Source organism: Allobosea sp. UC22_33 (assembly GCF_042700715.1).
Taxonomy (GTDB): domain Bacteria; phylum Pseudomonadota; class Alphaproteobacteria; order Rhizobiales; family Beijerinckiaceae; genus Allobosea.
In genome coordinates this window covers 1665659-1689953 of sequence record NZ_CP170556.1, presented here as the reverse complement: position 1 = coordinate 1689953, position 24295 = coordinate 1665659, and the positions used below count along the sequence as shown (strand labels likewise).

Sequence of the window (24295 nt, the reverse complement as noted above, 5' to 3'; positions counted from 1 at the left end):
AGGCGAGGTTCAGCGCAGCGGCGGGGCGTAGAGGACGCCACCCATGCTCCAGAGCTGGTTGAGGCCGCGCGGGATACCGAGCTTCGAGCCGGTGCCGAGATTGCGTTCATAGATCTCGGCATAGTTGCCGCCCGCCCTGACGGCGCGGATCGCCCAGTCGGCATCGAGGCCGAGCGCCTTGCCGAAGCCGCCCTCCGCCCCGCTGAAGCGGCGCGCGTCCGGCTTCTGCGATTTGAGGGCCTCGTCGATATTGGCGCTGGAGATGCCGAGCTCCTCGGCATTGACCAGGGCGAAATTGACCCATTTCACCACAGTGAACCAGGGAAACTCGTCGCTGCGCACCACCGGCCCGAGCGGCTCCTTCGAGATCACGTCCGGCAGCACGATCGCCTCGGCCGGCCTGGCCAGCCTGAAACGGTCGCCATGCAATGCCGACTGGTCGCGGGTCAGCACGTCGCATTGCCCGCCCTCGAAGGCGGCGAAGGCTTCCGCGGCGCTCGGATAGACCTTCTCCTCATAGGTCATCGAGTTCGCCTTGAAGAAATCGGACAGATTGAGCTGCGTCGTGGTGCCGGCCTCGACGCAGATCTTCGCCTTGTCGAGCGAGAGCGCCGTGTCGACCTTGAGCGAACGCTTCGCCAGGAAGCCCTGCCCGTCGTGATAGGTGATGCCGGCGAAGGCGAGGCCCAGCTCGGCCTCGCGCCCGAGCGTCCAGGTCGAGTTGCGCGCCAGCAGATCGACCTTGCCGCCCTTCAGCGCATCGAAGCGCTGGCTCGCCGAGAGCGGCGTGAAGGCGACCTTGCCGGCATCGCCGAGCACGGCAGCCGCTACGGCGCGGCAGAAATCGACATCGAAGCCGCGCCAGTTGCCCTGCGCATCCTTCTCGGAGAAACCGGTCACGCCCTCGCTGACGCCGCATTGCAGCGTGCCTCGCTGCTTCACGGTGTCGAGCGTGCCGGCACCGGCCGGAAGGGTGAAGCCTGCGAGAGCCGCGAGGCAAAGGCTGCTACTGCGAATCCAGGACGCTTTCGACATGTCTGTCCGTTCCTTTTGCAGATCGGCGGAGCCGGCAAGGCCGGTCACAGCGTCGCCTTGTGGCGGATGATGACCTTGGTCCCGACAGGCACGCGGTCGTAGAGATCGGCGATGTCGCCATTGGCGAGCCGGAAGCAGCCGGACGAGATCGCCTGGCCGATCGTCTCCGGCTGGTTGGTGCCGTGGATGCGGAAGACGGTCGAGCCGAGATAGAGCGCACGCGCCCCCATCGGGTTGCCCGGACCGCCGGCCATGAAGCGCGGCAGATAGGGCTGGCGCTGCAGCATCTCCGGTGGCGGGCGCCAGTCCGGCCACTCCGCCTTGCGGCTGACCTGGACCTGGCCGGACCAGGTGAAGCCCTCGCGGCCGACGCCGATGCCATAGCGCAGGGCGCGGCCATTGCCCTGCACCACGTAGAGGAAACGCTCGGCCGAATGGATCACCACCGTGCCCGGTGCCTCGTTCGAGCGGAACAGCACCATCTGGCGGGCATAGGGGCCGTCGGTGACGGTGGCATCCTCGGTCGAGACGCGGCCCGGCTCGTCGCCGATATCCATCGTCTCCTGGAGAGCGGCGGGCGGGCGCGGCTGCGCCGCCGCCATGCCCGGCAAGGCGAGCAGCGACACGAGCCCGAGGCCCGAGACGGCGAGGCCGGTGCGGATTGCGTGGTTCATCGCGTCGCCTCCGTTCAGCCGCAGCGGCTGTAGATGAAGGTGCCGTAGCGGGCATTCGCATCGGCATCGACGAAGCGCGCCACGATCTCCTTCGGCTTCACCGTGAGCAGTTCGCGGTCCTGCGGATCGCCTGCCGGCGCCTCGAAACCGAGATAGGTCTTGCCACCCGGGCCGGCCTTCAGCCGGAGCTCATAGAGTTTGGGGTCATCGGCGACATGCATCATCACCCCGTCCCCGGGGCCCTTGGCGATGACATAGGGCTGCTTGCACTGGCCGCGCGCCTCGGCCTCGGTGCGCTTGCGATCCTTCTCCGTGTGGAAGGACGCAACGCCCCAGCGCCCGACCAGGGCGTCACGGGAGATTCCGGCCGGAGCCGGCGCGCTCGCCGCGCCGCCGCCGCTCGCCACAGGCGGCAGGCTCTCGCCGCCGCCACAGCCCGCAAGCACCAGGAGAAGACCGCAAGCCAGGATGGCAAGGGCCGGACGCTGCGCGCAGAGCGGCTCGACAGGGGTCCGTATCATCGTTCCTCCAGATGGATCGCGTGGTCCGTAAAGCCTCGGGACGGGAGAAGCAGCGGAGTCGGTCGCCCGGGCGCACTGGCTCGAACCCCGGAAGAGCAAGCTGAACGACCGGCAGCTAGCTCGTCAATGGGATTATCGGCGCGCCGGTTGCAGAGGCGAGCGCGGCGGCGGCACCGGAATGGGCCGAGGCCTCGCCGCTGACGACGCATCTCGGCTCCGAAGCGATCGCAGTCCTGAAGCGCCACCTGGAGTCAAACCAGGCGTTGACGGATTTTCTACCAGCTTACCTTGATGCCGGCCCGGCCGGTGATGCTGTGGCTGTCGGCGAAATGGGCGAGGCTGGTCTGGGCCTCGACCTCGCCATAGAGCGCATAGCGGCCCGTTTCGTATTTGGCACCGAGCCCGAGCCCGCCCCAGAGCCGCTCGCCACGGTTGGTCAAAGCCACGCCGGCGACCGTTGCCGTCGTCCCGCCCAGGAATTCGTAATGCAGGTTGGCGATGCCGTAGAACGAGGCGTTGACCTGCCGCCCTGCGCTGTCGCGCCAGCTCTGCCGGTAGTCCGCCGACAGGCCGAGCCGCCCACGCAGGCTGTCGCCGTCGGTCAGGGCGACGCGGGCGCCGAACGGGTCGACGAAGCTGTCGGCGTCGACGCGCGAATAGCTCAGCTGTGCCTGCGGCGTCAGCGACCAGGCATCTGAAATCGCAAAGCGCTGCCCCAGTTCGAGCCCCAGAGCATAACCGAAGCCGCCCTTGCCCTTGGCGAGCCGACGCCCGGCCGTCGTGGAGGACAGGTCGCTGTCGAACCAGCTGAACTTGGTCTGCGCGTCGGCATAAAAGCCTGACGCGCCATACCATGTCAGCGCCCCACCGAAGCCACTGCCCGCGGCCTTGATCTTGCCGCGCCCGAAGACCGAGGCGATATCGGCCAGCGCTTCGCCATGATGCAGCGAGACACCCCCGACCAGCGTGCCGGCTTCGCTGGCGAAGACCTGCCCGTCGGCGCCGGCTTGGAGGCGCCAGCTATCGATCATGTAGTTCGTGCCGGTCGTCGAGAAGGCCGGCGTGACGCGGCTGTGGGCCGCATCGATGCGGGCCCAGATCGCACGGCCCGCCGCGTTCGCGGTGTCGTCAGCTCTGCCGTCGAAGCGCTCGCCGACGCGCTGACGCAGGGTCTGGAGTTCGTTCAGGCTCTGCAGGACCTGGCCATAGGCTTCATAGATGGGCGCCCCAGGCTGGTAGATCGGGCCTGCAACGGTCGGGGAAGACGGCGCCATATAGGCCGAGCGCAGATACCAGTCGCCGTCATTTGGCGTGGAGACGCCGTTCTTCTGCAGGGTATAGGCATAGGCGCCGGCGACGACGGCCTGCTGGCCCTGGAAGACATAATCGCCCTGGAGCGTGAAGACGCCATTGGAGACGCCTCCGACATCGACGACCTTGATGCCTTCGACGGTCTGTGCGCCGGTCCCGCCCTGGTTCAGCACCTTCACGGTGGTGGAGCCAGCCGTGCTGCCGGTGATGACGAGGCGGTCGGACGGCGAGGCGTCGCCGCCGAGCACGGTCTCGATCTCGAGCCGGCCGCCATTGCCCACGTAATTGCCGTTGATCGTCAGCGTGCCGATCGAATTGCCCGGCGCGATCGTGCCGCCCGGCTGGTTGATCGTGGCGCCGACGGTGCCGATGCCCTGCAGGCGGCCGCCGATGACCTCCATCGTTCCGCCGAGGACACCGTTCACCGCGAGCGTGCCCGCCAGGACGCTGCCGGCGCCGGTATAGGTCGAACCGCTGTTGCCGGTCAGCGTCACCTTGCCCAGGCCATCCTTGATCAGCGCGCCCGCGCCGGTGAAGGTCGGAGAGATGCCGATATCATAGCCATTCGTGTCGATGACCATACCATTCGCGCCAATGGCGATGGTGCGGGTGTCGAAACCTGCGAAGAAATTCGCATTGCTCGCCGTGGCGCGCAGGAGGCCACCATCGAAGGTGACGCTGGCTGTGCCATTGCCACCGAAGATCCGTCTGGTTTCCAGAACGCCGCGATTGTTCGTGGGACCCTGCAACAGCAGTGTCCCGCTGGCGCCTGCGCTCTCACCAATCCGGACTCCGCTTTCTGCTCGAACCAGCCCGCCATTCTCGACCGTCAGCGAACCGGTTCCGAAATTGCCGATGGTGAGGTCGAAGGGCGCCATCAACCATTTCGAGCCCACTCCCGTCACGGTGACGGTGCCGGTGTTGTTGGCGCCGATATAGCCCTGATTGCTGATGACAATTGCGCCGGCTTCGATGCGCAAGGTGCCCACGTCGAAGCTGCCGACGGTGAACTGCCCCGTATTGGTCCACGTCGTGCCGACGCCGTTCAACACGACACCGCCCTGACCGCTGCTGCCGACGATGCCGTCCGCACTCGAAACCGTCGCGCCGTCCTCGATGCGCAGAGTTCCGGCGCCGTACAGGCCAACGGTCAGTCGGCCGCTGTTCTGCCAGGACGAGCCAAGTCCGCTGACCAGCGCGTTGCCGCCGCCGCTGATGCTGCCGGTGCTGTTTGAAACCCGACCGCCAGCGATAATGTTCAGTACGCCGGCCCCATCGTATCCGACAAAGAGATCGCCGGCATTGGTCCATGTGGAGGCCGTGCCGTTGCTGTTGACTCCGGAGACCGTGACCGTACCCTGGCTGCCGGAACCGCCAGCGATATACCCACTCAGGCTGCTCACCTTACCGCCATCGAGGATGGTCAGCGAGCCGGTGCCGGACTGCCCGACGACGAGGTCGCCGTTATTGGTCCATGTCGATGCATTGCCGCTGCCGTCGATACCCGAAACGGTGACCGTGCCATTCCCGGCCGCAGCGTTACCGATCGTGCCGAGATCGTTGGTCACGGTGCCGCCAGTCGTAATATCGAGCTGGCCGGTACCGGCATCACCGACACTCAGATCGCCGCCAACCGTCCAGTTCGGCGATTGGGCGGGGCCGGGGCTCAGATCGCCGCTGCCCGTGACCGATTGCGCGTACGCCGGCAGGTGGCTGGCACAGGCCAGTGCGACGAGCGCGGTCGACATCAGCAGGGCCTGGCGACAATCACGAGCGATAGCCGCGCTCTTCATCACTCGTCTCGTCACTGTTCAGCCCCCCAGCCGATGATGTCGATTGTGCTCGTCGAGTTCCCGCATAGGCGCATGTTCACGCGGAGAAATATGCTGAAAGCGAATCGCTGCAGCAGATCGCGAAGGTTAGCATTCAATCGTTAATCGTAATTGCAAGGCAAAGCCCTCCGGAGCCATTTTCGGCTCCGGGGGGCTGCCGGCTGACCTCACTTGGTGGTGTAGCCGCCGTTGACGAGAATGGTCTGTCCGGTCATCCACCAGCCATCCGAGACGAGAAAGCGGATGAAGGGAACGATGTCCTCGATATCGGTCAGGCCCGTCCTGGTGAATTTCGACAGAGCGGCCGCCGCCTTGTGATAGGCCTGGGCGTCCGCGCCTTCCGCCGGATAGAAGAACGGCGTGTCCATCGGGCCCGGGCCGATGGCGGTCACCGAGATACCGCGCTCGCCGAACTCCTTCGAGGCCGCGCGGGTGAAATGCTCGACCGGCGCCTTCGTGCCGGCATAGGCGGCATAGAAGGGCGTGTAGGCGCCAAGCAGCGAGGTCACGAGCGTGCAGATCTTGCCGTTGTCATTGACGTGCTTGCCAGCCTCCTTGAGGAAGAAGAAGGCGGATTTCGAGTTCACCGCCGTCATTTCGTCGTATTCGGCCTCGGTGATCTCGACGAAGGGCTTCTTCAGAACCTTGCCGACCGTGTTGATGGCGATGTCCGGCTTGCCGACGGCAGCAATGGTGTCGGCGAAGAGCTTCTCGACGGCAACGGCCGTGGTCAGGTCGGCCTGAAGCGCGACGGCCCACGCACCAGCTGCCTTGATCGCCGCAACCGTCTCATCCGCCGCGGCTTTGGTCGCGCTCGTGTTGTAGTGGATCGCCACGGCCCTTGCGCCATGCTCGGCCAGATCACGGGCAAGCAGCCCGCCGAGGTTCTTTGCCCCGCCGGCGATGAGAACCGTCTTACCTTTGATGCCGTGATCGAGCATGTTCCGCCTCCACTGGTCGCAGCAGCCAAAACGCGACCCTTCGACGGAACTGATCTCGTTTGGGGCGCCTGACCAGAGCAGCGACAGTCGCTGCTCCGGACTTCCCTTGACGGGATGCGCATTGTGGAATCCGACGCCGAGGTGCCGGGAGATTCGCGATTACCCGGCTCTTTCAGGAGTCGATGCGAGCGCCGGTGACGGCGAACCCGACCTTGCCCAGGCCCTCGGCGATATGGGCGATGTAATCTTCCCGGAACTTTCGCCCGCGCCAATCGACATAGAATTCAGCGGCGTAATCGGGCCTCAAACGGCGCAAGATCTGAAGATGCGTCTCTGCTCTGGCCGCAGCGCCGAGCTGCCCGCAGACCGCGGCCAGAATGACATGCATGAAGTAGTATCTTTCATCGATGCTGAGGTTCGAGGCCAGCCGCAAGGCGCCCTCGTAATCGCGCTGGCGATAGAGCTCCAGGATCGGGACACCGTACGACATCGCCGGGTGATAGTATTCGCGCGCGTTGGCGCACCGCACGAGTTCGGCTCCCTCCTCATAGCGGCCCATGACATAGAGCCGATTGCCCAGCGTCAACTGATGCTCGCCGGACCCCGGGTTCAGGTCTATGGCCCGCCGCCCGGCCTTTTCGAATTCCTCGAACTTCCCCATGGCGAACAGCACCGTCGAGCGCATGCTGTGAGCCAGAGCCGAGTGCGGCGCGATGCGGATCGCTTCATCGGCCATGCCGAGGGCTTCCTGCAGGATCCTGCCACTCTCAGCCGGCCGGGCATAGAGCCCCCGGATCTCGTTCATCTGAATATAGGACAGCATCGCCCAGGCATCCGAGTAGAGCGGCTCGTCCCTGACCGCTGCCTCGAGGCATGTCCGGATATCCTTCTGCTCGGCGTCGTCGAGATTCGCCAGATAGGTGACGGCGTGCACGACACAGCAATAGGCATCCCGGTGCTTGTCCGGATGGAGCTTGCGCTCGTTCACATTGATGATGCCCCAGCGCTGCCCGATCGCCCTCGCGACGGCTTCGCCGACGGCCTTCTCCACCGCCATCATCGAGGACGTTCCGGCGGATTCGATTTCCTCGCGCGACGCCAGAATGAGCCCCGACCGGTGCTCGCTCAGGATCCATTGGCATCGCAGCGTTCGTTCCTCGACATCGGCGGCGATATCGAGAACATAGATGCTGCCGGCGCCGCTGGCGCGCAGCGACGCCACGAGCTCCTCAAACGATTTGTGAGGCTCAAGACCGGCGATGCGCAGGCCGTGATAGGGAACGAGAGCAGCAACAACCGAGCGGATTGTGCGAGACGATGCTTCGCGGGTCCCCTCACCGGCCGCTGACCTCACCACGATGATCGGAATCTTGTGCTCGGGGCCGCGCCGGCCTTCTTCCGGTTGCGCTGGCGCGGGCATCGGCTGAAGCCCCGCCCGAACCAGTGTCTCGTTGCTGTCCGAAGTCCCGGTCGCTTTCGCCTGCCGGCGCTCGAAGCGCGGTACGTAGCCGCCGACGGGCAGACGAATCGCCACGTTCTCCGCGGCGCCATCGACGGCGTAATAGAGTGCCAGTGCCGCACGCAGGCGGGTTGCCTCGTTGCGAACCACGGCATCCTTGGCGGGGTCGAAGTCGACGCCTCTGCCGAAGACATCCACCGCGATCGTGTAGGCCTTCAGCTGGGCGCCTTCTCCCGCGAGGGTCTTTTCGACGACATAGCGAAGGAAGCGCGCACCTCGTTCGGAAATGCGAGCGCTGTGCGCATTCAACAGGCTGTCGAGTGCCGATGTGATTTCGCTCTCTTCAACGCCGTCGATAGGCATATCGCTGCTGGATCCACGCTACCATGCGCCTCAAATGCGAGGAGCCAATTGCCACGGGGCGCGGCTTTCCTTGCCCTACCACGCTTTGCGTCACTGCAGCATAACGCTCCGCGTTCCACAATCGCCCTCTGAAACTCTCTCTCGGCGCTTCCGGTCGTCGCGTGCCGCATTGATGAGGCACGCGTCGCTCAACGCAGGTAGTGGATATGCGGCCTGTGATGGTGCGGAGATATCTCGACGCGTGCTTCGACCGAGAAGACATCGCGCAGGAGGGCTTCGGTGATCACCACGCCAGGAGCGCCTGATGCCACGATCTTTCCCTGCTCCATGACGATGACCGCGTCGCAGAACATGGCCGCGTGGTTGAGATCGTGCAGGGCGACGACGCTGGTGATCGGCAGGCCAGCGACGAGTTTCAACACGCCGATCTGATGCTGGATGTCGAGATGGTTGGTCGGTTCGTCGAGGATCAGCTCGGTCGGCGTCTGCGCGAGCGCCCTGGCGATATGCGTACGCTGCTTCTCGCCGCCCGACAGGCTTTGCCAGCGGTCGTCGCGCCGGTCCTGCAGGCCGGCGCGCAGAAGCGCCTCGTCCACGGCGCGGTCGTCAGCGTGGGTCCAGCGCGATAGCCAGGAGCGATGCGGAAACCGGCCGAGCCGGACGATGTCGGCAACGCGGAGATTGGAGCTGGTGGTTGCGTGCTGCTCGACGAAGGCGACGCGGCGGGCCACGGCGCGGGCGCCCAGCGACGAGAGGTCGCTCCCATCCAGCAGCACGCGGCCCGATTGCGGGCGTTTCAAGCCTGTCAACAGGCGCAGAAGCGAGGTCTTGCCGGAGCCGTTGGGACCGAGCAATCCGAGCATCCGGCCGGGCTCCGCGGAGAAGGAGACGCCGTCGACGATCGTCTTGCTTCCGATCCGCCACACCAGGTTCTCTGCCGTGATGCTCATGCGGCGCGCTGCAATCGGTACAGGATGATCGAGAAGAACGGCACGCCGACGAGCGCCGTGACGACGCCGATCGGAAGCACCTGCTGCGGGATCAGCGCGCGCGAGGCGACATCCGCCAGCACCATGAAGACCGCGCCGATCAGCATACAGGCCGGAAGGAGCCGGATATGGAGTGGCCCGACCAGGGCACGCGCCGTGTGCGGCACGATCAGGCCGACGAAGCCGATGGAGCCGACCATGCTGACGATGGTCGCGGTCATCATGGCGGTGAGAGCGAAGAGCACGATGCGCGCCCGGTCGACATTGACCCCGAGGGAAGCGGCCGTCTCGTCGCCGAAAGCGAAGGTGTCGAGCGTCCTGGCATAGCAGAGGCAGGCGACGAGCCCGATGCCGACGACGACCGAGACCAGCATGAATTCGGGCCAGCGCACGCCGCCGAAGCTGCCGAGCAGCCAGAACATGACATCCCGAGCCTGTTGCGCGTTGCCGGATGTGGTGACGATGTAGGAGGTCGTCGCATTGAAGAGCTGGGACGCCGCGACGCCAGCCAGGATCGTGCGATCGGCGCCGCCGCGCGTGCCGTTCGAGAGCAGGGCGACGAAGCAGAAGGCCGCGAAAGCACCGAGGAAGGCGCCCGCGGACAGCGACAGGACGCCGCCGCCGATGCCCAGAATGATGATGGCCACCGCCCCGGTCGATGCGCCGGCGGAGATGCCGAGAACATAGGGTTCCGCGAGCGGATTGCGCAGCAGCGACTGCATGATCGCGCCCGACAGCGCGAGGCCGGCACCGCAGAATGCAGCGACCAGCGCGCGGCTCAAACGGTAGTCCCAGATCACCGTCTCATAGACGCGATCGATCTCGACCGCCGTCCAGCCGAGCCGGTTGGTGACGGCCGAAAAGGTTGTGCCAAGCGGAATCGGCAGGTCGCCGATGCCCACGCTCAGCCCGACGGCGAGCCCGATCGCCGCCAGCGATGCCAGCATCAGGCCGGCAAAGACCGCCCTGCCCTCCAGGGCTCCATTCTCCGAGGTCACTTCAGCAGGCCGAGCGCTTTCAGCTGCTGCGCGACCTGCTCGGCGCCATAGATCGTGCGGACGGTCGGGTTCATCGCCTGCCCGTCCATGATCACCATCGCCTTGTTCCTGACGGCTGCGAGCTGGCTGACGGCAGGGTCCGTGGTCAGGAACTTGATCTTGGCCTCGGGCTTGTCGAGCTCCCAGCGGTTGCGATCGAGGCTGGCGACGACGATCACGTCCGGCTTCGCCGCGATGATGCCTTCCCAGCCCAGCGTCGGCCACTCGGCCTCGGCAGCGATGGCATTGCGGCCGCCGAGCAGGTCGGCGATGAAGCCGGACGCACCGTTCTTGCCGCCGAGATAGGCATCGGCCGAGGGAGACGGGCTGGAGAACCAGAAGACATAGGAGAGCTTCTTGTCGCCCGGCGTCACGCTGGCGCGCAGTGCCGCCTCGCGCGCCTTGAAATCGGCGATCAGGGCCTGGCCGCGATCCGCGACGTCGAAGATCCGCGAGAGCTCGTCGATCTCCTGATAGAGAGCCTCCATGCTCCAGAGCTGGGCACGGCTGCCATAGGCGTCCTTGCTGCCCCTGGTCTCCAGGCAAGTGCTGGGCGAGAGATAGCTCGGCACGCCGACGCGCTCGAAATCCTCACGCTTGGCGACCTTGCTGCTCGGGCCGAGCAGGGTGGGAAGTGCCGCCGCGACGAAATCGGGCCTCTCGGCGAGCATGCTCTCGAAGGTGGGGAACTCCACGGTCAGGAGCTTCACCTTGGCATTGGCTTCCGCAAGCTGCGGCAGAACCTTGCTCGGCCAGAAGGCCGTGCCTACCATCCTGTCCTGCAATCCGAGCAGCAGCATGATCTCGGCGCTGTTCTGGCCGAGCCCGATGGCGCGCTGCGGCGCTTTCTGGAAGGTGACCTTCGCCCCGCAATTGTCGAGGGTCAGCGGGTAGCTCGTCGGAGCCGCAGCCAGCGGATTCGTCAGTCCACCCACGGCGCAAACCGCAAGCGCGACCAGGAGCGATTTGAAAGGACGCACGCGTTTTTCCCGGCAATGTTGCTATGCGGGAAGTCCTTAACCGTCCTGCAGGCGAAGCACTAGCTGATCGCCAAACATTATATTGATTCTAAACTCACGCCGTTTCTTGCTGTGTCAGGCTACTTACGCTTGCCTTGGCACCAGGGTCAGGTGGAACCCGGGCATTCGCTTCGAGAGACCTGAGCTTCAACTGTCCATCTGCGGCACGTGAAGCGGCTTGGGAACCAGTTTGATGTCGTTCTCGGCCAGCGTGGTCCGCACCTTGGACAGGATCGCCTTGCGGATCTGGAATTGCCGACCGGCCCGGGCCTTGTACTTGCCGCGGATCACCAGCGTGCCTTCCTCGAGGGCGGCGATGCCCTGGCTCTTGAACGGCTCGATCAGATCGGCGTTCAGTTCCGGATCTTCGGCGATCTCCTGCCCGATCTTCTTGAACAGCTTTCGAACGGCTTCGACATCGGTGTCCAAAGCCACCCGGAACATCATCTTCTCGACGACCCATTCACGGCTGAAGTTCAGGATCTTCCCGATCTGACCGAAGGGGATTGTCGCAACCGGGCCCCGCGGATGCCTCAGGGAGACCGAGCGCAACGAGATTCTCTCGACGGTGCCCTTGGCCCCCGAGGTCTCGATGTACTCGCCGTGACGGAAGGCATCGTCGACGAGGAAGAACAGGCCGGCCACCACATCCTTGACCAGGGTCTGGGAGCCGAGACCAATCGCCAGGCCGAAGATGGAGAGGCCGGTGACCAACGGCCAGACATTGATGCCCAGCATGACCAGGACGGTCAGAGACCCCAGCGTCAGAAGCGCGGCCTTGGTGAGGCCGACAAGCAGCGGCCCGACGGTCGTCAGCCGTGTGCCGATCACTGCAGTGGTGACGTGCTGGTCGCCCGGCGCATGAGGCCTGATGCGCGCGGCCATGATCGCCACCCAGTTCCAGCAGAAGGCGATGACCAGCACGAGCATCAGGATCTCGGCGGCCTTCAGCAGGACGGCCCCTCGTGGAATGCCGGCCACATCCAGAATGGGCAGAAGCCAAAGGATCGCCAGGACCGCGAATATCAACGAGGCGGCGACGATGCGGAAGGTGCGCCACAGCGCACCTGTCAGTTCGCCTCCCTGCGAGCGAGCCGCCTGCCAGCCGCGCCTTTCGATGGCGACGTCGAGATGGGGGCCGGCAAGAGCGAGAAGAAGCGAAATCAGCAGCAAGCCGCCGCGCGTCGGCCGGCCGATAGTCAGGTCAAGCTGGATGAAGACGAAGGCGAAGATGACAATCGCGACCGCAATCCAGGGCCAGATCGCAGCCAGCTTCCGGCGGAACGACCCCGGCCTGCTGCCGAAGGACAGGGCTTTCGCCACCGGCCTGCGATGGCGCAGATACGCCGCCGAGACCAGGACCGTGAACGGCAGAGACACCCCGAATGTCGCGAAGAGATCGCGAAGCGGATCAGCCGCATTCCAGATGCGCAGGCAGGCCAGTATCGCCAGGCCGCCGGACGCGATTCCGATGGCGACTGCGAGATCGCGCCGCCAGGACCGGAAGATCGACCGGCGCCCCGTGGCCAGGGGGACGCATATCACCGTCCCTGCGGCCGAGATCACGACGCAATTCAGCAAGACCTGGCGGAGCACGGGATCGGAGACGACGCTCAGCAGCAGGATCCAGGACGCCAGCACCACGAGCAGGGCGGCCGCGAACCAGGCCACGGCGGACAGGAGCGGCCGCGCCCTCGATCTGCCGATGATCGCGCCGGCAAGCAGGGCCGTCGCGGCAATGGCCATCAGGCACATCGCGACAATGCCGAGGGCCAGCAGCGCGGGGCTATATCCAGCGGCTTCGAGACCCTGGACGAAATCGTGCCACGCCCCACCGGACGATTGCCATCCCGAGAACCGCGCGGCCAGACCGTCCTCGATCAGCATGGAGAAACGATGGAGCATCGCGGATACGGCCTCGAGCCCGTCGGCCCCTGAAACGGCAGTCATGATCTCTGTCTCGCGTGGAAATCGCCGATACGAGGCTGCCCACGCCAAACGGTTGCCCGGCGTGGAGAGTGTTTAGGTGTCCGGCATAAGAGCGCCCGCTACCGCCCGGACAGAACCGCAACCGCGGCGGCCCGGGCGGATGGCCATCTACGACGCAGGCTGCGCCACCGGCAGCTTCCACGTGCCGTTCAGATACGTGGCACGGGGTCGGTAGAGCCGGAATGTGTAATTCCACCCCTGCGTGATCGGCAGGCAGTTCGCGATCTTGCCGTCGCAGCCGCCGAACTGGATGTCGATCGCGCCGTCAGCGCTCTTCGTGCCGGTGATGCTGTTGACCGAATAGGCGTCGAAATCGTTCTTCTGGAAGAAGCCCTTGTCGTTATAGACGCTGATCGACCAGAACGCGTCGACCGGAACATCCTTGAGCCTGAGCTTGTAGATCGTCTTGCCGTCGTTCCTGGCCGGGGTCACCGAGGGGTAGGACGCGTCCTTGTCGGGGTTGCCGCCCCAACCGGACGCGGTGCCGAGCAGGTGCTTGACCGGATCGACCTTGCCCTTCGGGCCGAAAGCGTTGCTGAAGTCGCCCGATGCAGCGGAGAGCGTTTCCAGCGCCTCGCGGATCTTCTTCTGCTGAGCCAGATCCCAGTTCGGGGCCTCGAACTTGCCGGCCGATTTCTGCTGCACCTTCAGCGCATCCTGCAATGCGTGCACTTGTGCGAGATCCTTGGTGTCGTTGGGATCGACAAGGATACGGACCGCGACGAACACATAGCGGGTGCCGACCTTGTCCCGGGTGAGCGTCGTGCGGCCGGGCTTGTAGACCACCATCGGGGTGTAGTGGTCTTCGCTGATGACCTGCATCGAGACGAAGCGCTTGCCGGCCTCTGGAAGGGTTATGGTCACCGGGCCGGCATCGAGATCGAAAACCGCCTGGGAGTAGAGCGTATCCCGGTTCATCCGGACCACGGGCTGCTTGTCGATCGGCGTCGGCGTCCTGTTATGGACGAACCTGCCGAGAGCACCCGCCTCGACCGTCTTGGCCATATAGAAATCGGACTCGGCTCGCTTGAAATTGTCGACATTGACCGCAGCCGGCTGCGCGGACGCCACGCATGGCGCGAGAGCCAGGAAACTCAAGCCGTAGACCCAGATCATTCGCATCGAAGGGAACCTCATTGGTGTCATTGATCCATCTGCTCGTCGGGCAGGACCGACCGGGTCTGCGCCCGTATTTCGAGAAATCGCCTCGGCAGGGAATGGCCGCCCTGCCAGAAGTCCGGCGGCGAACCGAAGCCCGGCAGGGCGCCGCAGCGCCCCGGCCCGGTTAGCGTGCGGATAGTGCCGCAGCCTCCGCGGCGCATTCGGCAGTCGAGGGCAGCCGTTTCGCCTTCGCCGCCTTCACCTCCGCTTTCGCGGCCTTCATATCGGCGAGGAAGGTCGGGTCGGTTTGCAGTCGCGCAACGGTCGCGGCGCCCATGATCCGTCCGGCATCGACGTCGCTCTGCCAATGCGCGTCGCAGATCACGCGGCTCTGCCCGAATGCGAGGCCGCGCTTCAGCAACTCGTTCGAGCGCTCGGGATTGATCTGCGCGAAAACGAGCGCCCAGCCCCAGCCGGCGGCCGTGTGACCGGAGGGGTAGGAGCCGTCGCTCCGCAGAATGGCCTCCTGATCCGCCCGGCAGGTCGCTTCGTTATGGACCACGAAGGGGCGGACCCGGTTGTACTTGTTCTTCACGCCATAGGTGGAGAGGCCGAAATCCGACAGCACCTTCTGCATCATCGCGTAGAGGCGCGGGGTCTGCCGGGCGTCGATCTTCACGCCCATCGCGCAGGAAAAATTGTCGGCCGCCTGCGGAAAGGCGAGGTCGGCGTCGGTCCGGGCGAGCGTCCAGCGCTCGGTGTTTCGCAGGGGGAGCGTCGCCCTGCGTGCTTCCTCGTCCCGGGCGAGCGCAGCCGAATCCGCCGCAGGCGGCGGCCCGAGCAGGGCCAGGCTGTCCGGCAGGTCGGACCGCTTCAGATAGCCCGGCGCGATCTTGAAATGCGGGTCGGTGACCTTGGGCTGGGCCTCGCCCGCCTGTGCCAGCGCCTGCCCGCAAAGCGCGAACCATGCCAGCAGGGCAAGATGCGCGGTCCGCATCGCAGTCTCGGTCGTCGGCATTCCCATTCCCCACGGCATGGCTGAATTGATGAAGATCCGGTCAGAACCGGTATGTTGCGGCGACGGCGGGTCCGTGCTGGGTCACGTCGTAGGAAAAGCCGCCATTGCGATAATCGACATGGAGCGCCCGGTAGCCGGCTTTCAGCGTCAGCTTCTCGTTCCACGCATAGTTGACGCTGCCCAAGGCCTGCCAGGTCAGGCGCGAGCCGACACCGAGGCCGCCGATATCGCCCGCCACCGTCAGACTCCACGGACCGTCGAGCTTTATCCCGAGGCGGGCGCCGAGGATCGGGTCGGCCCACATCTGCGATTGGCGGTCGTCAATACGAAGGTTGGCGAGTCCGGGCAGGATTTCGAGCTTGGTGTCGAGATTCCAGAACCGGACGCCGCCGCCCACGTCCAGCGCAAAGACGGCATCCTCGTGGACGCGGTAGAAGACGGAGCCCTGCAGGGTCGTGGTCTGCGAGCGCAGCTTCAGCGCGGAAAAGAAGGGGCCGGGCAAAGCGCCGCCGGTCGTCACCTGCGAGAATTGCCCGTCGACCAGGACGCTCCAGCGGTCGATGCGCATCTCGGCGGATGCCATCAGCGCGCCGTTGAGCTCCTTGAGCACGTCGCGGAAGCGCAGGCTGATATCCGCAGCCGGCAGCGGCGGCAGCGTCGCGCTTTTGCCGTCGATCGCAGTCGCCCAGACATAGCTGGTGACCGAGAAGCTCGGTGTCGACGCGAGGATGGGCGACGGCGGCGCGTAGGGCTGCCGGAGGTCGGACGCCCAAGCCGGCCCGCACAGGCAAGCCGACATCGAGCCGATAGCGAGATAGCGCGCCGTTGCGCCTGACATTGCTGCTTGTCCCCTGCCCTGCCAGCGCCTGCACGAACGCTCCGGTTCGCGACGGCCCGTGATCGCGGCCAAACGGCCGGCGCATGTCGTCGCGAGCATTTCGTGCATGGGGAGCCTGCTCGTCTTGCCATTTCGCGCCAATCGCGCGCGACTGCTCTCGATCCCCTGCATCGCCCCCGGTGCGAGATCGTCGGTTCCCTGCGACGCGGCCGAACCGGCGCGGCATCGCCGACTGCACCTATGTCGGAAACAGGAATGTCAGCCCCACGCGGGGGCCCCAGCCGCGCGGTCCGCCCTTCGGCGCGGCCGCCCAATAGCGCACGCCCGCAGAGAGGCTCACCGGCTGCTGGCCAAATTTCACAAGCTTCGAAACCTGGGCGTTGACGGGCACCGACCATTGTTCGGCCTTCCAGTCATAGGTGCTCTCGGTATTGAGCGTGAACGTCCAGGCGTCCGATGTCCTGTAGGAGATGAAGGGCTGCAGATAGGTCAAGCTGATGTCGGACCTGTCTCCGTTCCCCGCGACGGACCAGATGTGGTTCGCAAGCGCGCCGACCGTCCATGCACCCTCCTGCTTCAGGACGACGGCAGTCAGGCCCATCCCGAACTTGCCGCCTCCGAGCAGATCATCGGTCGCCGTCGGAAGGAGGAAGACGGGACCCGCCCCCCAGATGATCCCACCGGCAGTCGGCTGCGCCGGAGAAATGAAAAAGCTCTGGGTGATGTCTCCCAGACCGGACTGGTTGCCGGAGGGGCCTGCGATGTCGTGCTGCCAGATGACAGGGACGACGGTCCGGGAAATGACGTTCCAGTCCGCGTTCAACGAAAACGGGATGACGGGTTGGATGTCGAGTGTTTTCCGGTCGCCACGGTTCGGTCCGAAGCCCCGGTCGTAATTGAACTGGAAGGGCACGCTGATCAGCGACGACACGGGATTGCTGAGCTTTTTCGCCAGATCGGCTGTCGCGTCCTGCGCCTGTGCGGCGCCGGTGCCGATCAAGTCCATGCCTTGACCGACGAATGCAAAGGCCGTGAACACAGCCAGCCGGTCGATTCTCGACAGCATTCAAGAACTCCTCAATCCCCGGTCGGGAGGCTCCATGCGGCGGATTCGCTCGGATCAGCCGACGCCCTCTGTCGGGAGCATCTGGTGCATGGACAGGTTGTCAGTCTTGCCATTCCGCGCCACCCGCAAACGGCTAGTCTGCCTCGGTGGGTGCGATTCACCCGGAGGTCCGGCCTGCGGACATGCTGACCCGATGACAACGGTGCGATCCGATGGCTGATATCCCTTTGACGCGCGGCCAGTTCCTGCTGCCCTTCGTCAGCATCCTCGACGAGATCGGTGCACCGACGGAGACGCTCCTGGAGAGGTCGCGGCTGCCATCATCCCTGGCCGAGAAGAGCGAGCTCTACCTGCCGCTCCTGCCGGCACTGCGCTTCGTCGAGACCGCCCAGAGAAGCCAGGATATCGAGGATTTCGGCTTTCTCGCCGCCCGGCGCCTGCATTTCTCCCATATCCGGGAAAAGACGCGGGCCTTGATCGCGCATTCCCCGACGCTGCTCGTCGCGCTCCGGCATGCCTGCCGCGAGGCGTCGGGAGAAGACACCATCCTGAGCATGTGGATCGAACACGACACGGATCACGTGCGGGTCTGCAGCAGGCTCACCGGGCCATGGCTCCTGCATCTGAAACACGCGCAGTGGATCCAGAACATCTTCTCGGTCTACATCGTCAGGCAATTCGCAGGGTCAGACTGGATGCCGGCAGCGATCGGCTTTGAATCGTCTTACGGGCCAAGCCCTGCGACGCGCTCCAGCTGGCCGAATGTCCGGTTTCTGTCGGGCCAGCATGCCGCCTGGATCAGCGTGCCGACCATGCTGCTCGGCCTCCCCAATCGTTCGACCGCCTCGTTTGCGCTGCCACGCGACCATGAGGACGGCCCGTCCGCCTACGACATCGTCGACCTTCTCAAGCTGATGCTTCCGGCCTATCTCGATGAAGGAACAACCGCTCTTGCCGACGTCGCCGAGATCGCGGGCCTCAGCACACGGACGCTTCAACGCAGGCTCGCCCATCTCGGCTTCTCCTATTCGGACCTCCTCGACACCGTCAGATACGAGAATGCGAGCAGGCTGCTGCGCGACACCGATTGCAGGATCATCGACGTCGCCTTTTCCTCCGGCTACACCGATCCGGCGCATTTCAGCCGCGCCTTTCGCCGGATGGCGGGCGTCACGCCGCGTCAGTTTCGCGAGCAGTCGCGGCTGGGCTGAAGACGTTTCGCCTTGCCAAGTCCGTTCTTGGCGCGATCCGGCCCCGGTGGGAAATAGCGCGCCATTCAGGATGAGGCTGCAAACACCGATGTATTTGACGTCACTACGTAATCAGCGCCTCTTGCGAGGATAGGCCGAGGGCTTGAAACGCCCGCCGGAAACGCTCTAGTTCCCCGATCGGGTGTCGAGGAGATCGCGTGCCGCGTCCCCGATGAAGCTGAACGCCAGCGATAGCGACAAGATCGCAAGGCCGGGCCCCGCCGCAATCCACCAATTGTAGAAACTGGTAGCGCCCTCCGCGACCATCTGGCCCCATTCCGGCGTCGGCGGACGCGCGCCCAGGCCGATGAAGCTGAGCCCCGCCACCAGCAGGATGATCTGGCTGAGATCGGCCGTCGCATTGACCAGAATCGGCGTCCAGCACAGCGGCAGCACATGGCCGAACAGGACGCGCTGCCGTGACGCACCGATCGCCACCGCCGCCTCGACATGTTCGAGCGACCGTACGGCGAGGACCTGAGCTCGCATCAGCCGCGCATAGATCGGCCACCAGACCACGACCATGGCAATGCCGGCGTTGAGCAGCCCCGGCCCGAGCGTGGCGGCAACCGCCATGGCGAGCAGCATCGCCGGGAATGACAGCGTGATATCGGCGAGGCGCATCAGGATTCCGTCTGCGAGCCCCCCGACATAGCCGGCAAAAGCCCCGATCGCGCAGCCGATGGCGACGGCCACGGCGAGGACGCCCGCCGCAACCGGCAGCGAGAAGCGAACGCCATAGAGCGTGCGGATGAGGACATCGCGCCCCAGCGCGTCGGTGCCGAGCCAATGCGCCATGCTCGGCGGCTGCAGCCGGCGCCCCGCCAGCGCGACCGGATCATAGGGCGTCCAGAGATCGATCGTCGCCGCTACGAGTATCCAGGCGGCGATCACCACCAGGGCCAGGAGCAATGTCCAGCGCGCCGCGCCGCCGGGTGCGAATCGATGGAAGAGCCTGCGTCGGCCGGTCCGCTTTCCGCTGGCCGAGGGATCGGTCGCGACTGTCATCGGCGGTCCCGCAGACGCGGATCCGCGAACGCATAGGCGATGTCGGTGACGAGGTTCGTGATCAGAAAGGCCGCACCGCCCACGATAGTGACGCCGATGATCGCCGGATGGTCGAGCGTCCGTGCCGCCTCGACGGCATAGGAACCGATCCCCGGCCAGGCAAAGATCGTCTCCGTCAGGACCGCACCCGTGATCAGATAGGCGAAGGTGAAGCCGAGGATCGTCAATGTCGGCATCAGGGCATTGCGCAGCGCATGGATCGCCAGCACGCGCACCTCCCCTGCCCCCTTGGCCCGGGCCACCAGGATATAGTCCTGCGTCAGCACCTCGATGAGACTTGCGCGCACGAGCCGGGCGACGATCCCGACCACCGTCCAGCCCAGCATCAAGGCGGGCAGCACGAGATGAGCCAGCGCATCGCGCAGCTTGGCGCCGTCTCCCGCGATCAATGCATCGATCGTGAAGAAGCCGGTCACGAAAGGCGGCGGCAGCGAACGGGTGTCGAGGCGCCCCGGCCCGGGAGCCCAGCCGAGCGTGGCGAAGAAGATGAAAAGCGCGATCAGCCCGAGCCAGAACATCGGCACCGAGGAGCCTACGAGCGCGAAGATCCGGATGGCGGTGTCGGCCGCCCGGTCCTTCATCCTGGCGGCCACCAGGCCGAGAACCGTGCCGACGCCGCCGCCGATCAGAACCGCCGCGATGACCAGCTCCAGCGTCGCGGGCAATCGCTGCGCCAGGTCGGAGGCGACCGGCTGGCGCGTGCGGAAGGACGTCCCCATGTCACCGCGCGCGAGGTTGCCGACATAGACGAGGTAGCGTTCGGCGAGGGGGCGATCGAGCCCCCAGCGCTCCTTGGCGGCGGCGACCACGACGGGATTGTTCATCTGGCGCTCGCCGATCAGCGCGGCGAGCGGATCGCCCTTGGTCACCTGCATCAGGAAAAAGGCGACCGTGATGATGCCGAGCAGAAGGAACGGCATCATCGCCAATCGCTGCAATGCAACCCTGAGCATGGGCTCTCCCGGCGGGTGGACGCTACTGGCGCCCGACCTGGCTGAGGTCGAGATTGCAGCAGGCGCTGTAGCGCACCCCGGTCACGCCCTTTCGCGCGGCGAGGATCAGGTCGGGGCTGACCACCGGAATGATGACCTTGTCGCCGATCATCTCGAGCGCGATCTCGCGGAAGATCTTGTCGCTGTCGGCCGGGCCGGCGGCGAGAGCCTTCTTCAGGAGCTCGCCTTCCCTGGCGTTGATGACGCCTTCCACCTTCGTGGCATGCGCGCGCTTCGACCAGGAGCTTCCCTCCATCATCGAGAAGAACTGGACGTATTGCACCGTGCCGAAATAGTCCGGCGCATAATACGAGGCGGTGATCGGGATGCCCTCGCTGGCGACGCGCTCGCGCCAGACCGCGAAGGTGACGGGCTCCAGCTCCAGCTTGATGCCGACGCGGCCGAGATCCTGCTGCAGCTTCTGCATCATCAGCGAGAGATCGACGCCGTAGGAGTTCACCCCCGGGAAAGCCGCCTTCATCGCGAAGCCGTTGGGCTGTCCGGCTTCGGCGAGCTTGGCCTTTGCAAGCGCGAGGTCCTGCTTCGGCGCCGGCAGATCATGGCTGCCGGGGAAGCCGTTCGGGATCGCGACGGGCTGGAACTTGCCCTTGCCGCCGACCGTGAACTCGATCAGCCCCTGATAATCGATCGCAGCTGCGATCGCCTCGCGCACCGGCTTGGTCAAGGGCACCGTATTGGCCTTGGCGCCGACGCCGAGCGCCAGATAGATGAAGTTGTAGCTCGGCACCGACTCGAGCACGAGATTGGGGTCCTTGCTCGAGGCGGCGGTGTCGGAATCGATCTGCATCGCGACGTCGGCGGCCCCGGCCTGCAGGGCCTGAAGCTGCGACACCGCATCGGGCATCTGCTTGACGATGACCTCCGAAATCTTCGCCGGCGTGCCCCAGAACTTCTCGTTGGCGACGAGGCGCAGCTGGTCGCCGTTGCGATAGAGCGCGAGCTTGTAGGGTCCGCTGCCGGCGGAATTGGCGAAGAACCAGGCATCGGCCTGATCGGTGCTGCCCGCGTTCTCGCCGCTCCTGGCGCCGTTCGCCTCGGCGAGCTTGCGGTTGATGATGCCGGCATAGGGCGAGGCCAGCATCTGGAGGAATTCCGAATTGGCCTGGGCGGTCCGCAGCACGACCGTCTTGTCGTCGGGGGTCTCCACCGCGCTCAGCGCGTCCATCAGGAAGGAGGCGTCCGCCTTCATGTGCTTCAGCCGCATCAGCGACCAGGCGACGTCGGCCGCGGTGACCGGCGTGCCATCCGCGAACACCGCATTGGGCGCGATCTTGAAGGTAAAGCGCGTCTGGTCGGGGCTGACCTCCCAGGCGGTTGCGAGATGGGGCACCAGCGTCTTGTTGTCGGGGCCGAGCGTGACCAGCGTCTGGTAGGCGGCCGAGAGATAGATCTGGCAGGTGTCGCAGAAGGACCGGGCCGGATCGAGCGAGACGATATCCATGTTGCGCGCGACCACGAGCGGGCGCGTGTCGGCCGCCCGAAGCGGCTCCGTCAGGGCCGCCAGCGACAGGGCGGCGGCGCCCAGCGCCAGGGATGTCCTCAGCCAGCTTGCCTGCATCTCAAAACCCTCCCGCTCTGTTTTTTGGACCCTCGGACCCGGCACCGCCCGCCCTGCACAGACCGCGCCGCGCGGCCTCTCCCAAGCGACACGAAAGCTCTTGCCAAGTCAATCTTACTATATGATATATCAAATCATGGAGGACAGCCATGACCGATGTCAAGAACTCCGCTGACGCGGCCCTTCGCGACCGAGCCCTGCGCGTCGTCCCGGGCGGCATGTGGGGGCATCTGCACGCCAATCGCCTGCCCGAGGGCTACCCGCAATTCTTCGCGCGGGCGGAGGGCTGCCGCCTGTGGGATGTCGATGGCCGCTCCTATCTCGATTTCATGTGCAGCTGGGGGCCGAACCTGCTCGGCCATCACCATCCCGAGGTCGAGGCGGCCGCGGAGCGCCAGGCACGGCTCGGCGACTGCATGAACGGCCCGGCGGAAGCCATGGTCGAGCTTGCGGAACTGCTCGTCGACACGGTGGCGCATGCGGACTGGGCGCAGTTCCAGAAGAACGGCACCGACGCGACCACGACCTGCGCGACGATCGCGCGCGCCGGGACCGGTCGGCGCAAGCTGCTCGTCGCACGCGGCGCCTATCACGGTGCGGTGCCGTGGTGCTCGCCCTCGGTCATCGGCGTCACCGAGGAGGATCGCGCCCATATCCTCTATTACGAATTCAACGATGCCGAGAGCCTGGCCAGGGCGGCCGAGGAAGCCGGGGACGATCTCGCCGGCATCATCGTCTCGGCCTATCGCCATGATCTGGCGCGCGACCAGGAATTGCCGACGCGCGCCTTCGCCGAGGCGGCCCGCGCGGCCTGCGACGCCAAGGGCGCCGCGCTGATCCTCGACGAGGTCAGGGCCGGCTTCCGGCTCCATCTCGCCGGAAGCTGGGAGCCGCTCGGCGTGCGTCCCGATCTCGCCGCCTGGAGCAAGGCGATCGCCAATGGCCATCCGCTGGCCGCCGTCACGGGCCGCGAATGGCTGCGCAAGGCCGCCTCCCAGGTCTTTGTGACCGGGTCGTTCTGGTGCGGCGCCGTGCCGATGGCCGCGGGAATCGCGACCTTGACGGTGCTCCGGCGCGGCGAGGTGATCGACCGGCTCGACGCCATGGGCCGGCGACTGCGGGACGGGCTCGACGCTCTCGCCGCTCGCCACGGCGTGCGGCTTCGCCAGAGCGGCCCGGTTCAGATGCCACTGTTCCTGTTCGAGGACGACGCGGATTTCGCCAAGGGCAACCTGTTCTGCCAGACCGCGCTCACGCGCGGCGTCTATTTTCACCCGCGCCACAACATGTTCCTCTCGGCCGCCCATGGCGAGGCCGAGATCGACGAGGCGCTGGCCGCCGCCGATGCCGGGCTCGCGGCCGTGGCCGCGCGGAACCGGGCGGCGGCGTAAGGCTCGGGCGACGGCCGCGCCATGCAGCCCATCACCGGCAAGACCCGCATCCTCTTCATCCTGGGCGATCCGGTGGCTCACATCATCGGCTCCTCCCTGCTCAACGAGCATTTCGCCGGCCGTGGCATCGATGCCGCGGTCTCGCCGCTCCATGTCGCGCCGCAGGACCTGCCGGTCCTGATCGGAACGCTCCGGAGGCTGCGCAACGTCGCCGGGTTCGGCGTCACGATCCCGCACAAGATCGCCGTGATCGACCTGCTGGACTCGGTCGGCGAGCGCGGTCGGCTGGTCGGTGCCGTCAACTTCGTCCGGCGCAACGCCGATGGGACGCTGCATGGCGACAATGTCGACGGCCTCGGCTTCGTCGGCGGCCTTCTCCAGGCGGGCGTCACCCTCAAGGGGGCGCGCATCCTGCAGGCCGGTGCGGGCGGCGCCGGGCGCGCGATCGCTTTCGCGCTGGCGGAGGCCGGCGCCGCTACGCTCACCATCGCGAACCGCTCCCCGGACAAGGCAGAGGCGCTGGCCGCTGCCGTCGCGCGAGCCTATCCAAGCTGCCGCGTCGAGGCGGGAGACGGCGATCCGGCCGCCTGCGACATCGCCGTCAATGCGACCTCGCTCGGGATGCGCGAAAGCGATCCCCTGCCGCTCGCGGCCGACAGGTTGCCATCGACCGCAGTCGCGGCCGAGGTGGTGATGACGCCGGCCGTCACGCCCTTCCTCGCAGCCGCTGCGGCGCGCGGCTGCCGCACCGTGCCGGGCCGGGCGATGCTGCTCGCCCAGCTCCGGGCCGCCTCCGATCTGGTCGGGCTGGGCTGAAGCGCC

Annotated in this window: 20 protein-coding genes; 3 read left to right on the top strand and 17 right to left on the bottom strand. The window is 66.0% G+C overall.

Features of this window, described 5'->3' with window-relative positions; genetic code table 11:
- Nucleotides 1-9 precede the first annotated feature (9 nt).
- The 14 genes from ACFJGT_RS08050 to ACFJGT_RS07985 form a co-directional block, all read right to left on the bottom strand.
- Complete coding sequence (locus ACFJGT_RS08050; RefSeq protein WP_377847657.1) at nt 10-1035, bottom strand: amino acid ABC transporter substrate-binding protein; 1026 nt, start codon at nt 1033-1035, stop codon at nt 10-12.
- 44 nt (nt 1036-1079) lie between these two features.
- A complete protein-coding gene (locus ACFJGT_RS08045; protein WP_377847654.1) occupies nt 1080-1709 on the bottom strand; it encodes a L,D-transpeptidase in 630 nt (209 codons plus the stop codon).
- Between the two features lie 14 nt (nt 1710-1723).
- Entirely contained in the window at nt 1724-2230 is a 507-nt protein-coding gene (locus ACFJGT_RS08040; RefSeq protein ID WP_377847652.1) for a hypothetical protein, read from the bottom strand.
- Between the two features lie 275 nt (nt 2231-2505).
- The gene (locus tag ACFJGT_RS08035; protein WP_377847649.1) at nt 2506-5334 is read right to left on the bottom strand and encodes an autotransporter outer membrane beta-barrel domain-containing protein; all 2829 of its coding nucleotides are present in this window, start codon (nt 5332-5334) and stop codon (nt 2506-2508) included.
- A 206-nt stretch (nt 5335-5540) separates the two neighbouring features.
- The gene (locus ACFJGT_RS08030; RefSeq protein WP_377847647.1) at nt 5541-6314 is read right to left on the bottom strand and encodes an SDR family oxidoreductase; all 774 of its coding nucleotides are present in this window, start codon (nt 6312-6314) and stop codon (nt 5541-5543) included.
- A gap of 172 nt (nt 6315-6486) precedes the next feature.
- Entirely contained in the window at nt 6487-8136 is a 1650-nt protein-coding gene (locus ACFJGT_RS08025; RefSeq protein ID WP_377847645.1) for a tetratricopeptide repeat protein, read from the bottom strand.
- 188 nt (nt 8137-8324) lie between these two features.
- Nucleotides 8325-9086 carry an ABC transporter ATP-binding protein gene (locus ACFJGT_RS08020; RefSeq protein ID WP_377847643.1) on the bottom strand — a complete coding sequence of 254 codons (762 nt, stop codon included), beginning with the start codon at nt 9084-9086 and terminating at the stop codon, nt 8325-8327.
- Nucleotides 9083-10072: a FecCD family ABC transporter permease gene (locus tag ACFJGT_RS08015; protein WP_377848946.1), complete on the bottom strand. Its 990-nt coding sequence runs from the start codon at nt 10070-10072 to the stop codon at nt 9083-9085. Before ACFJGT_RS08015 ends, ACFJGT_RS08020 begins: the two co-directional genes overlap by 4 nt.
- A gap of 47 nt (nt 10073-10119) precedes the next feature.
- Nucleotides 10120-11142: an ABC transporter substrate-binding protein gene (locus ACFJGT_RS08010; RefSeq protein ID WP_377847641.1), complete on the bottom strand. Its 1023-nt coding sequence runs from the start codon at nt 11140-11142 to the stop codon at nt 10120-10122.
- 186 nt (nt 11143-11328) lie between these two features.
- Entirely contained in the window at nt 11329-13086 is a 1758-nt protein-coding gene (locus ACFJGT_RS08005) for a mechanosensitive ion channel family protein (RefSeq protein WP_377847639.1), read from the bottom strand.
- A 192-nt stretch (nt 13087-13278) separates the two neighbouring features.
- Nucleotides 13279-14292, bottom strand: a complete 1014-nt coding sequence (locus ACFJGT_RS08000) for a DUF1254 domain-containing protein (RefSeq protein ID WP_377847637.1) — start codon at nt 14290-14292, stop codon at nt 13279-13281.
- Between the two features lie 163 nt (nt 14293-14455).
- Nucleotides 14456-15289, bottom strand: coding sequence for a phosphatase PAP2 family protein (locus ACFJGT_RS07995; protein WP_377847634.1), 834 nt, complete (start codon nt 15287-15289; stop codon nt 14456-14458).
- 40 nt (nt 15290-15329) lie between these two features.
- Nucleotides 15330-16127 (bottom strand): hypothetical protein, encoded by a 798-nt coding sequence (locus ACFJGT_RS07990; protein WP_377847632.1) that lies wholly within the window; start codon nt 16125-16127, stop codon nt 15330-15332.
- Nucleotides 16128-16365: 238 nt separating this feature from the next.
- Nucleotides 16366-17133 (bottom strand): transporter, encoded by a 768-nt coding sequence (locus ACFJGT_RS07985; protein ID WP_377848945.1) that lies wholly within the window; start codon nt 17131-17133, stop codon nt 16366-16368.
- 272 nt (nt 17134-17405) lie between these two features.
- On the opposite strand from ACFJGT_RS07985, the gene ACFJGT_RS07980 reads away from it, so the two are divergent.
- Nucleotides 17406-18404 (top strand): helix-turn-helix domain-containing protein, encoded by a 999-nt coding sequence (locus ACFJGT_RS07980; protein ID WP_377847630.1) that lies wholly within the window; start codon nt 17406-17408, stop codon nt 18402-18404.
- Between the two features lie 165 nt (nt 18405-18569).
- Here the strand turns inward: ACFJGT_RS07980 and ACFJGT_RS07975 are convergent, their stop codons facing one another.
- From ACFJGT_RS07975 to ACFJGT_RS07965, 3 genes are read right to left on the bottom strand one after another with little or no spacing between them, the layout of a single operon-like run.
- Nucleotides 18570-19451 carry an ABC transporter permease gene (locus ACFJGT_RS07975; RefSeq protein ID WP_377847628.1) on the bottom strand — a complete coding sequence of 294 codons (882 nt, stop codon included), beginning with the start codon at nt 19449-19451 and terminating at the stop codon, nt 18570-18572.
- Entirely contained in the window at nt 19448-20464 is a 1017-nt protein-coding gene (locus tag ACFJGT_RS07970) for an ABC transporter permease (protein WP_377847626.1), read from the bottom strand. Before ACFJGT_RS07970 ends, ACFJGT_RS07975 begins: the two co-directional genes overlap by 4 nt.
- Nucleotides 20465-20486: 22 nt before the next feature.
- Entirely contained in the window at nt 20487-22082 is a 1596-nt protein-coding gene (locus ACFJGT_RS07965; RefSeq protein WP_377847624.1) for an ABC transporter substrate-binding protein, read from the bottom strand.
- Between the two features lie 149 nt (nt 22083-22231).
- Here ACFJGT_RS07965 and ACFJGT_RS07960 point away from each other — a divergent pair, with 149 nt between their 5' ends.
- Together ACFJGT_RS07960 and ACFJGT_RS07955 are read left to right on the top strand one after the other, a co-directional pair.
- Nucleotides 22232-23473, top strand: a complete 1242-nt coding sequence (locus ACFJGT_RS07960; RefSeq protein ID WP_377847622.1) for an aminotransferase class III-fold pyridoxal phosphate-dependent enzyme — start codon at nt 22232-22234, stop codon at nt 23471-23473.
- Nucleotides 23474-23494: 21 nt separating this feature from the next.
- The gene (locus ACFJGT_RS07955; protein WP_377847620.1) at nt 23495-24289 is read left to right on the top strand and encodes a shikimate dehydrogenase family protein; all 795 of its coding nucleotides are present in this window, start codon (nt 23495-23497) and stop codon (nt 24287-24289) included.
- The last annotated feature ends 6 nt before the right edge of the window (nt 24290-24295 follow it).

What these genes read in the sequence shown, in the direction of transcription:
- ACFJGT_RS07985 (WP_377848945.1), bottom strand. Translation starts at nt 17,133, where the DNA reads ATGGACTTGATCGGCACCGGCGCCGCACAGGCGCAGGACGCGACAGCC.
- ACFJGT_RS08050 (WP_377847657.1), bottom strand. Translation starts at nt 1,035, where the DNA reads ATGTCGAAAGCGTCCTGGATTCGCAGTAGCAGCCTTTGCCTCGCGGCT.
- ACFJGT_RS07970 (WP_377847626.1), bottom strand. Translation starts at nt 20,464, where the DNA reads ATGCTCAGGGTTGCATTGCAGCGATTGGCGATGATGCCGTTCCTTCTG.
- ACFJGT_RS08035 (WP_377847649.1), bottom strand. Translation starts at nt 5,334, where the DNA reads ATGAAGAGCGCGGCTATCGCTCGTGATTGTCGCCAGGCCCTGCTGATG.
- ACFJGT_RS08045 (WP_377847654.1), bottom strand. Translation starts at nt 1,709, where the DNA reads ATGAACCACGCAATCCGCACCGGCCTCGCCGTCTCGGGCCTCGGGCTC.
- ACFJGT_RS08000 (WP_377847637.1), bottom strand. Translation starts at nt 14,292, where the DNA reads ATGCGAATGATCTGGGTCTACGGCTTGAGTTTCCTGGCTCTCGCGCCA.
- ACFJGT_RS08005 (WP_377847639.1), bottom strand. Translation starts at nt 13,086, where the DNA reads ATGCTCCATCGTTTCTCCATGCTGATCGAGGACGGTCTGGCCGCGCGG.
- ACFJGT_RS08030 (WP_377847647.1), bottom strand. Translation starts at nt 6,314, where the DNA reads ATGCTCGATCACGGCATCAAAGGTAAGACGGTTCTCATCGCCGGCGGG.
- ACFJGT_RS07965 (WP_377847624.1), bottom strand. Translation starts at nt 22,082, where the DNA reads ATGCAGGCAAGCTGGCTGAGGACATCCCTGGCGCTGGGCGCCGCCGCC.
- ACFJGT_RS08015 (WP_377848946.1), bottom strand. Translation starts at nt 10,072, where the DNA reads ATGCTGGCATCGCTGGCGGCGATCGGGCTCGCCGTCGGGCTGAGCGTG.
- ACFJGT_RS07960 (WP_377847622.1), top strand. Translation starts at nt 22,232, where the DNA reads ATGACCGATGTCAAGAACTCCGCTGACGCGGCCCTTCGCGACCGAGCC.
- ACFJGT_RS08025 (WP_377847645.1), bottom strand. Translation starts at nt 8,136, where the DNA reads ATGCCTATCGACGGCGTTGAAGAGAGCGAAATCACATCGGCACTCGAC.
- ACFJGT_RS08020 (WP_377847643.1), bottom strand. Translation starts at nt 9,086, where the DNA reads ATGAGCATCACGGCAGAGAACCTGGTGTGGCGGATCGGAAGCAAGACG.
- ACFJGT_RS07975 (WP_377847628.1), bottom strand. Translation starts at nt 19,451, where the DNA reads ATGACAGTCGCGACCGATCCCTCGGCCAGCGGAAAGCGGACCGGCCGA.
- ACFJGT_RS07990 (WP_377847632.1), bottom strand. Translation starts at nt 16,127, where the DNA reads ATGTCAGGCGCAACGGCGCGCTATCTCGCTATCGGCTCGATGTCGGCT.
- ACFJGT_RS08040 (WP_377847652.1), bottom strand. Translation starts at nt 2,230, where the DNA reads ATGATACGGACCCCTGTCGAGCCGCTCTGCGCGCAGCGTCCGGCCCTT.
- ACFJGT_RS07980 (WP_377847630.1), top strand. Translation starts at nt 17,406, where the DNA reads ATGGCTGATATCCCTTTGACGCGCGGCCAGTTCCTGCTGCCCTTCGTC.
- ACFJGT_RS07955 (WP_377847620.1), top strand. Translation starts at nt 23,495, where the DNA reads ATGCAGCCCATCACCGGCAAGACCCGCATCCTCTTCATCCTGGGCGAT.
- ACFJGT_RS07995 (WP_377847634.1), bottom strand. Translation starts at nt 15,289, where the DNA reads ATGCCGACGACCGAGACTGCGATGCGGACCGCGCATCTTGCCCTGCTG.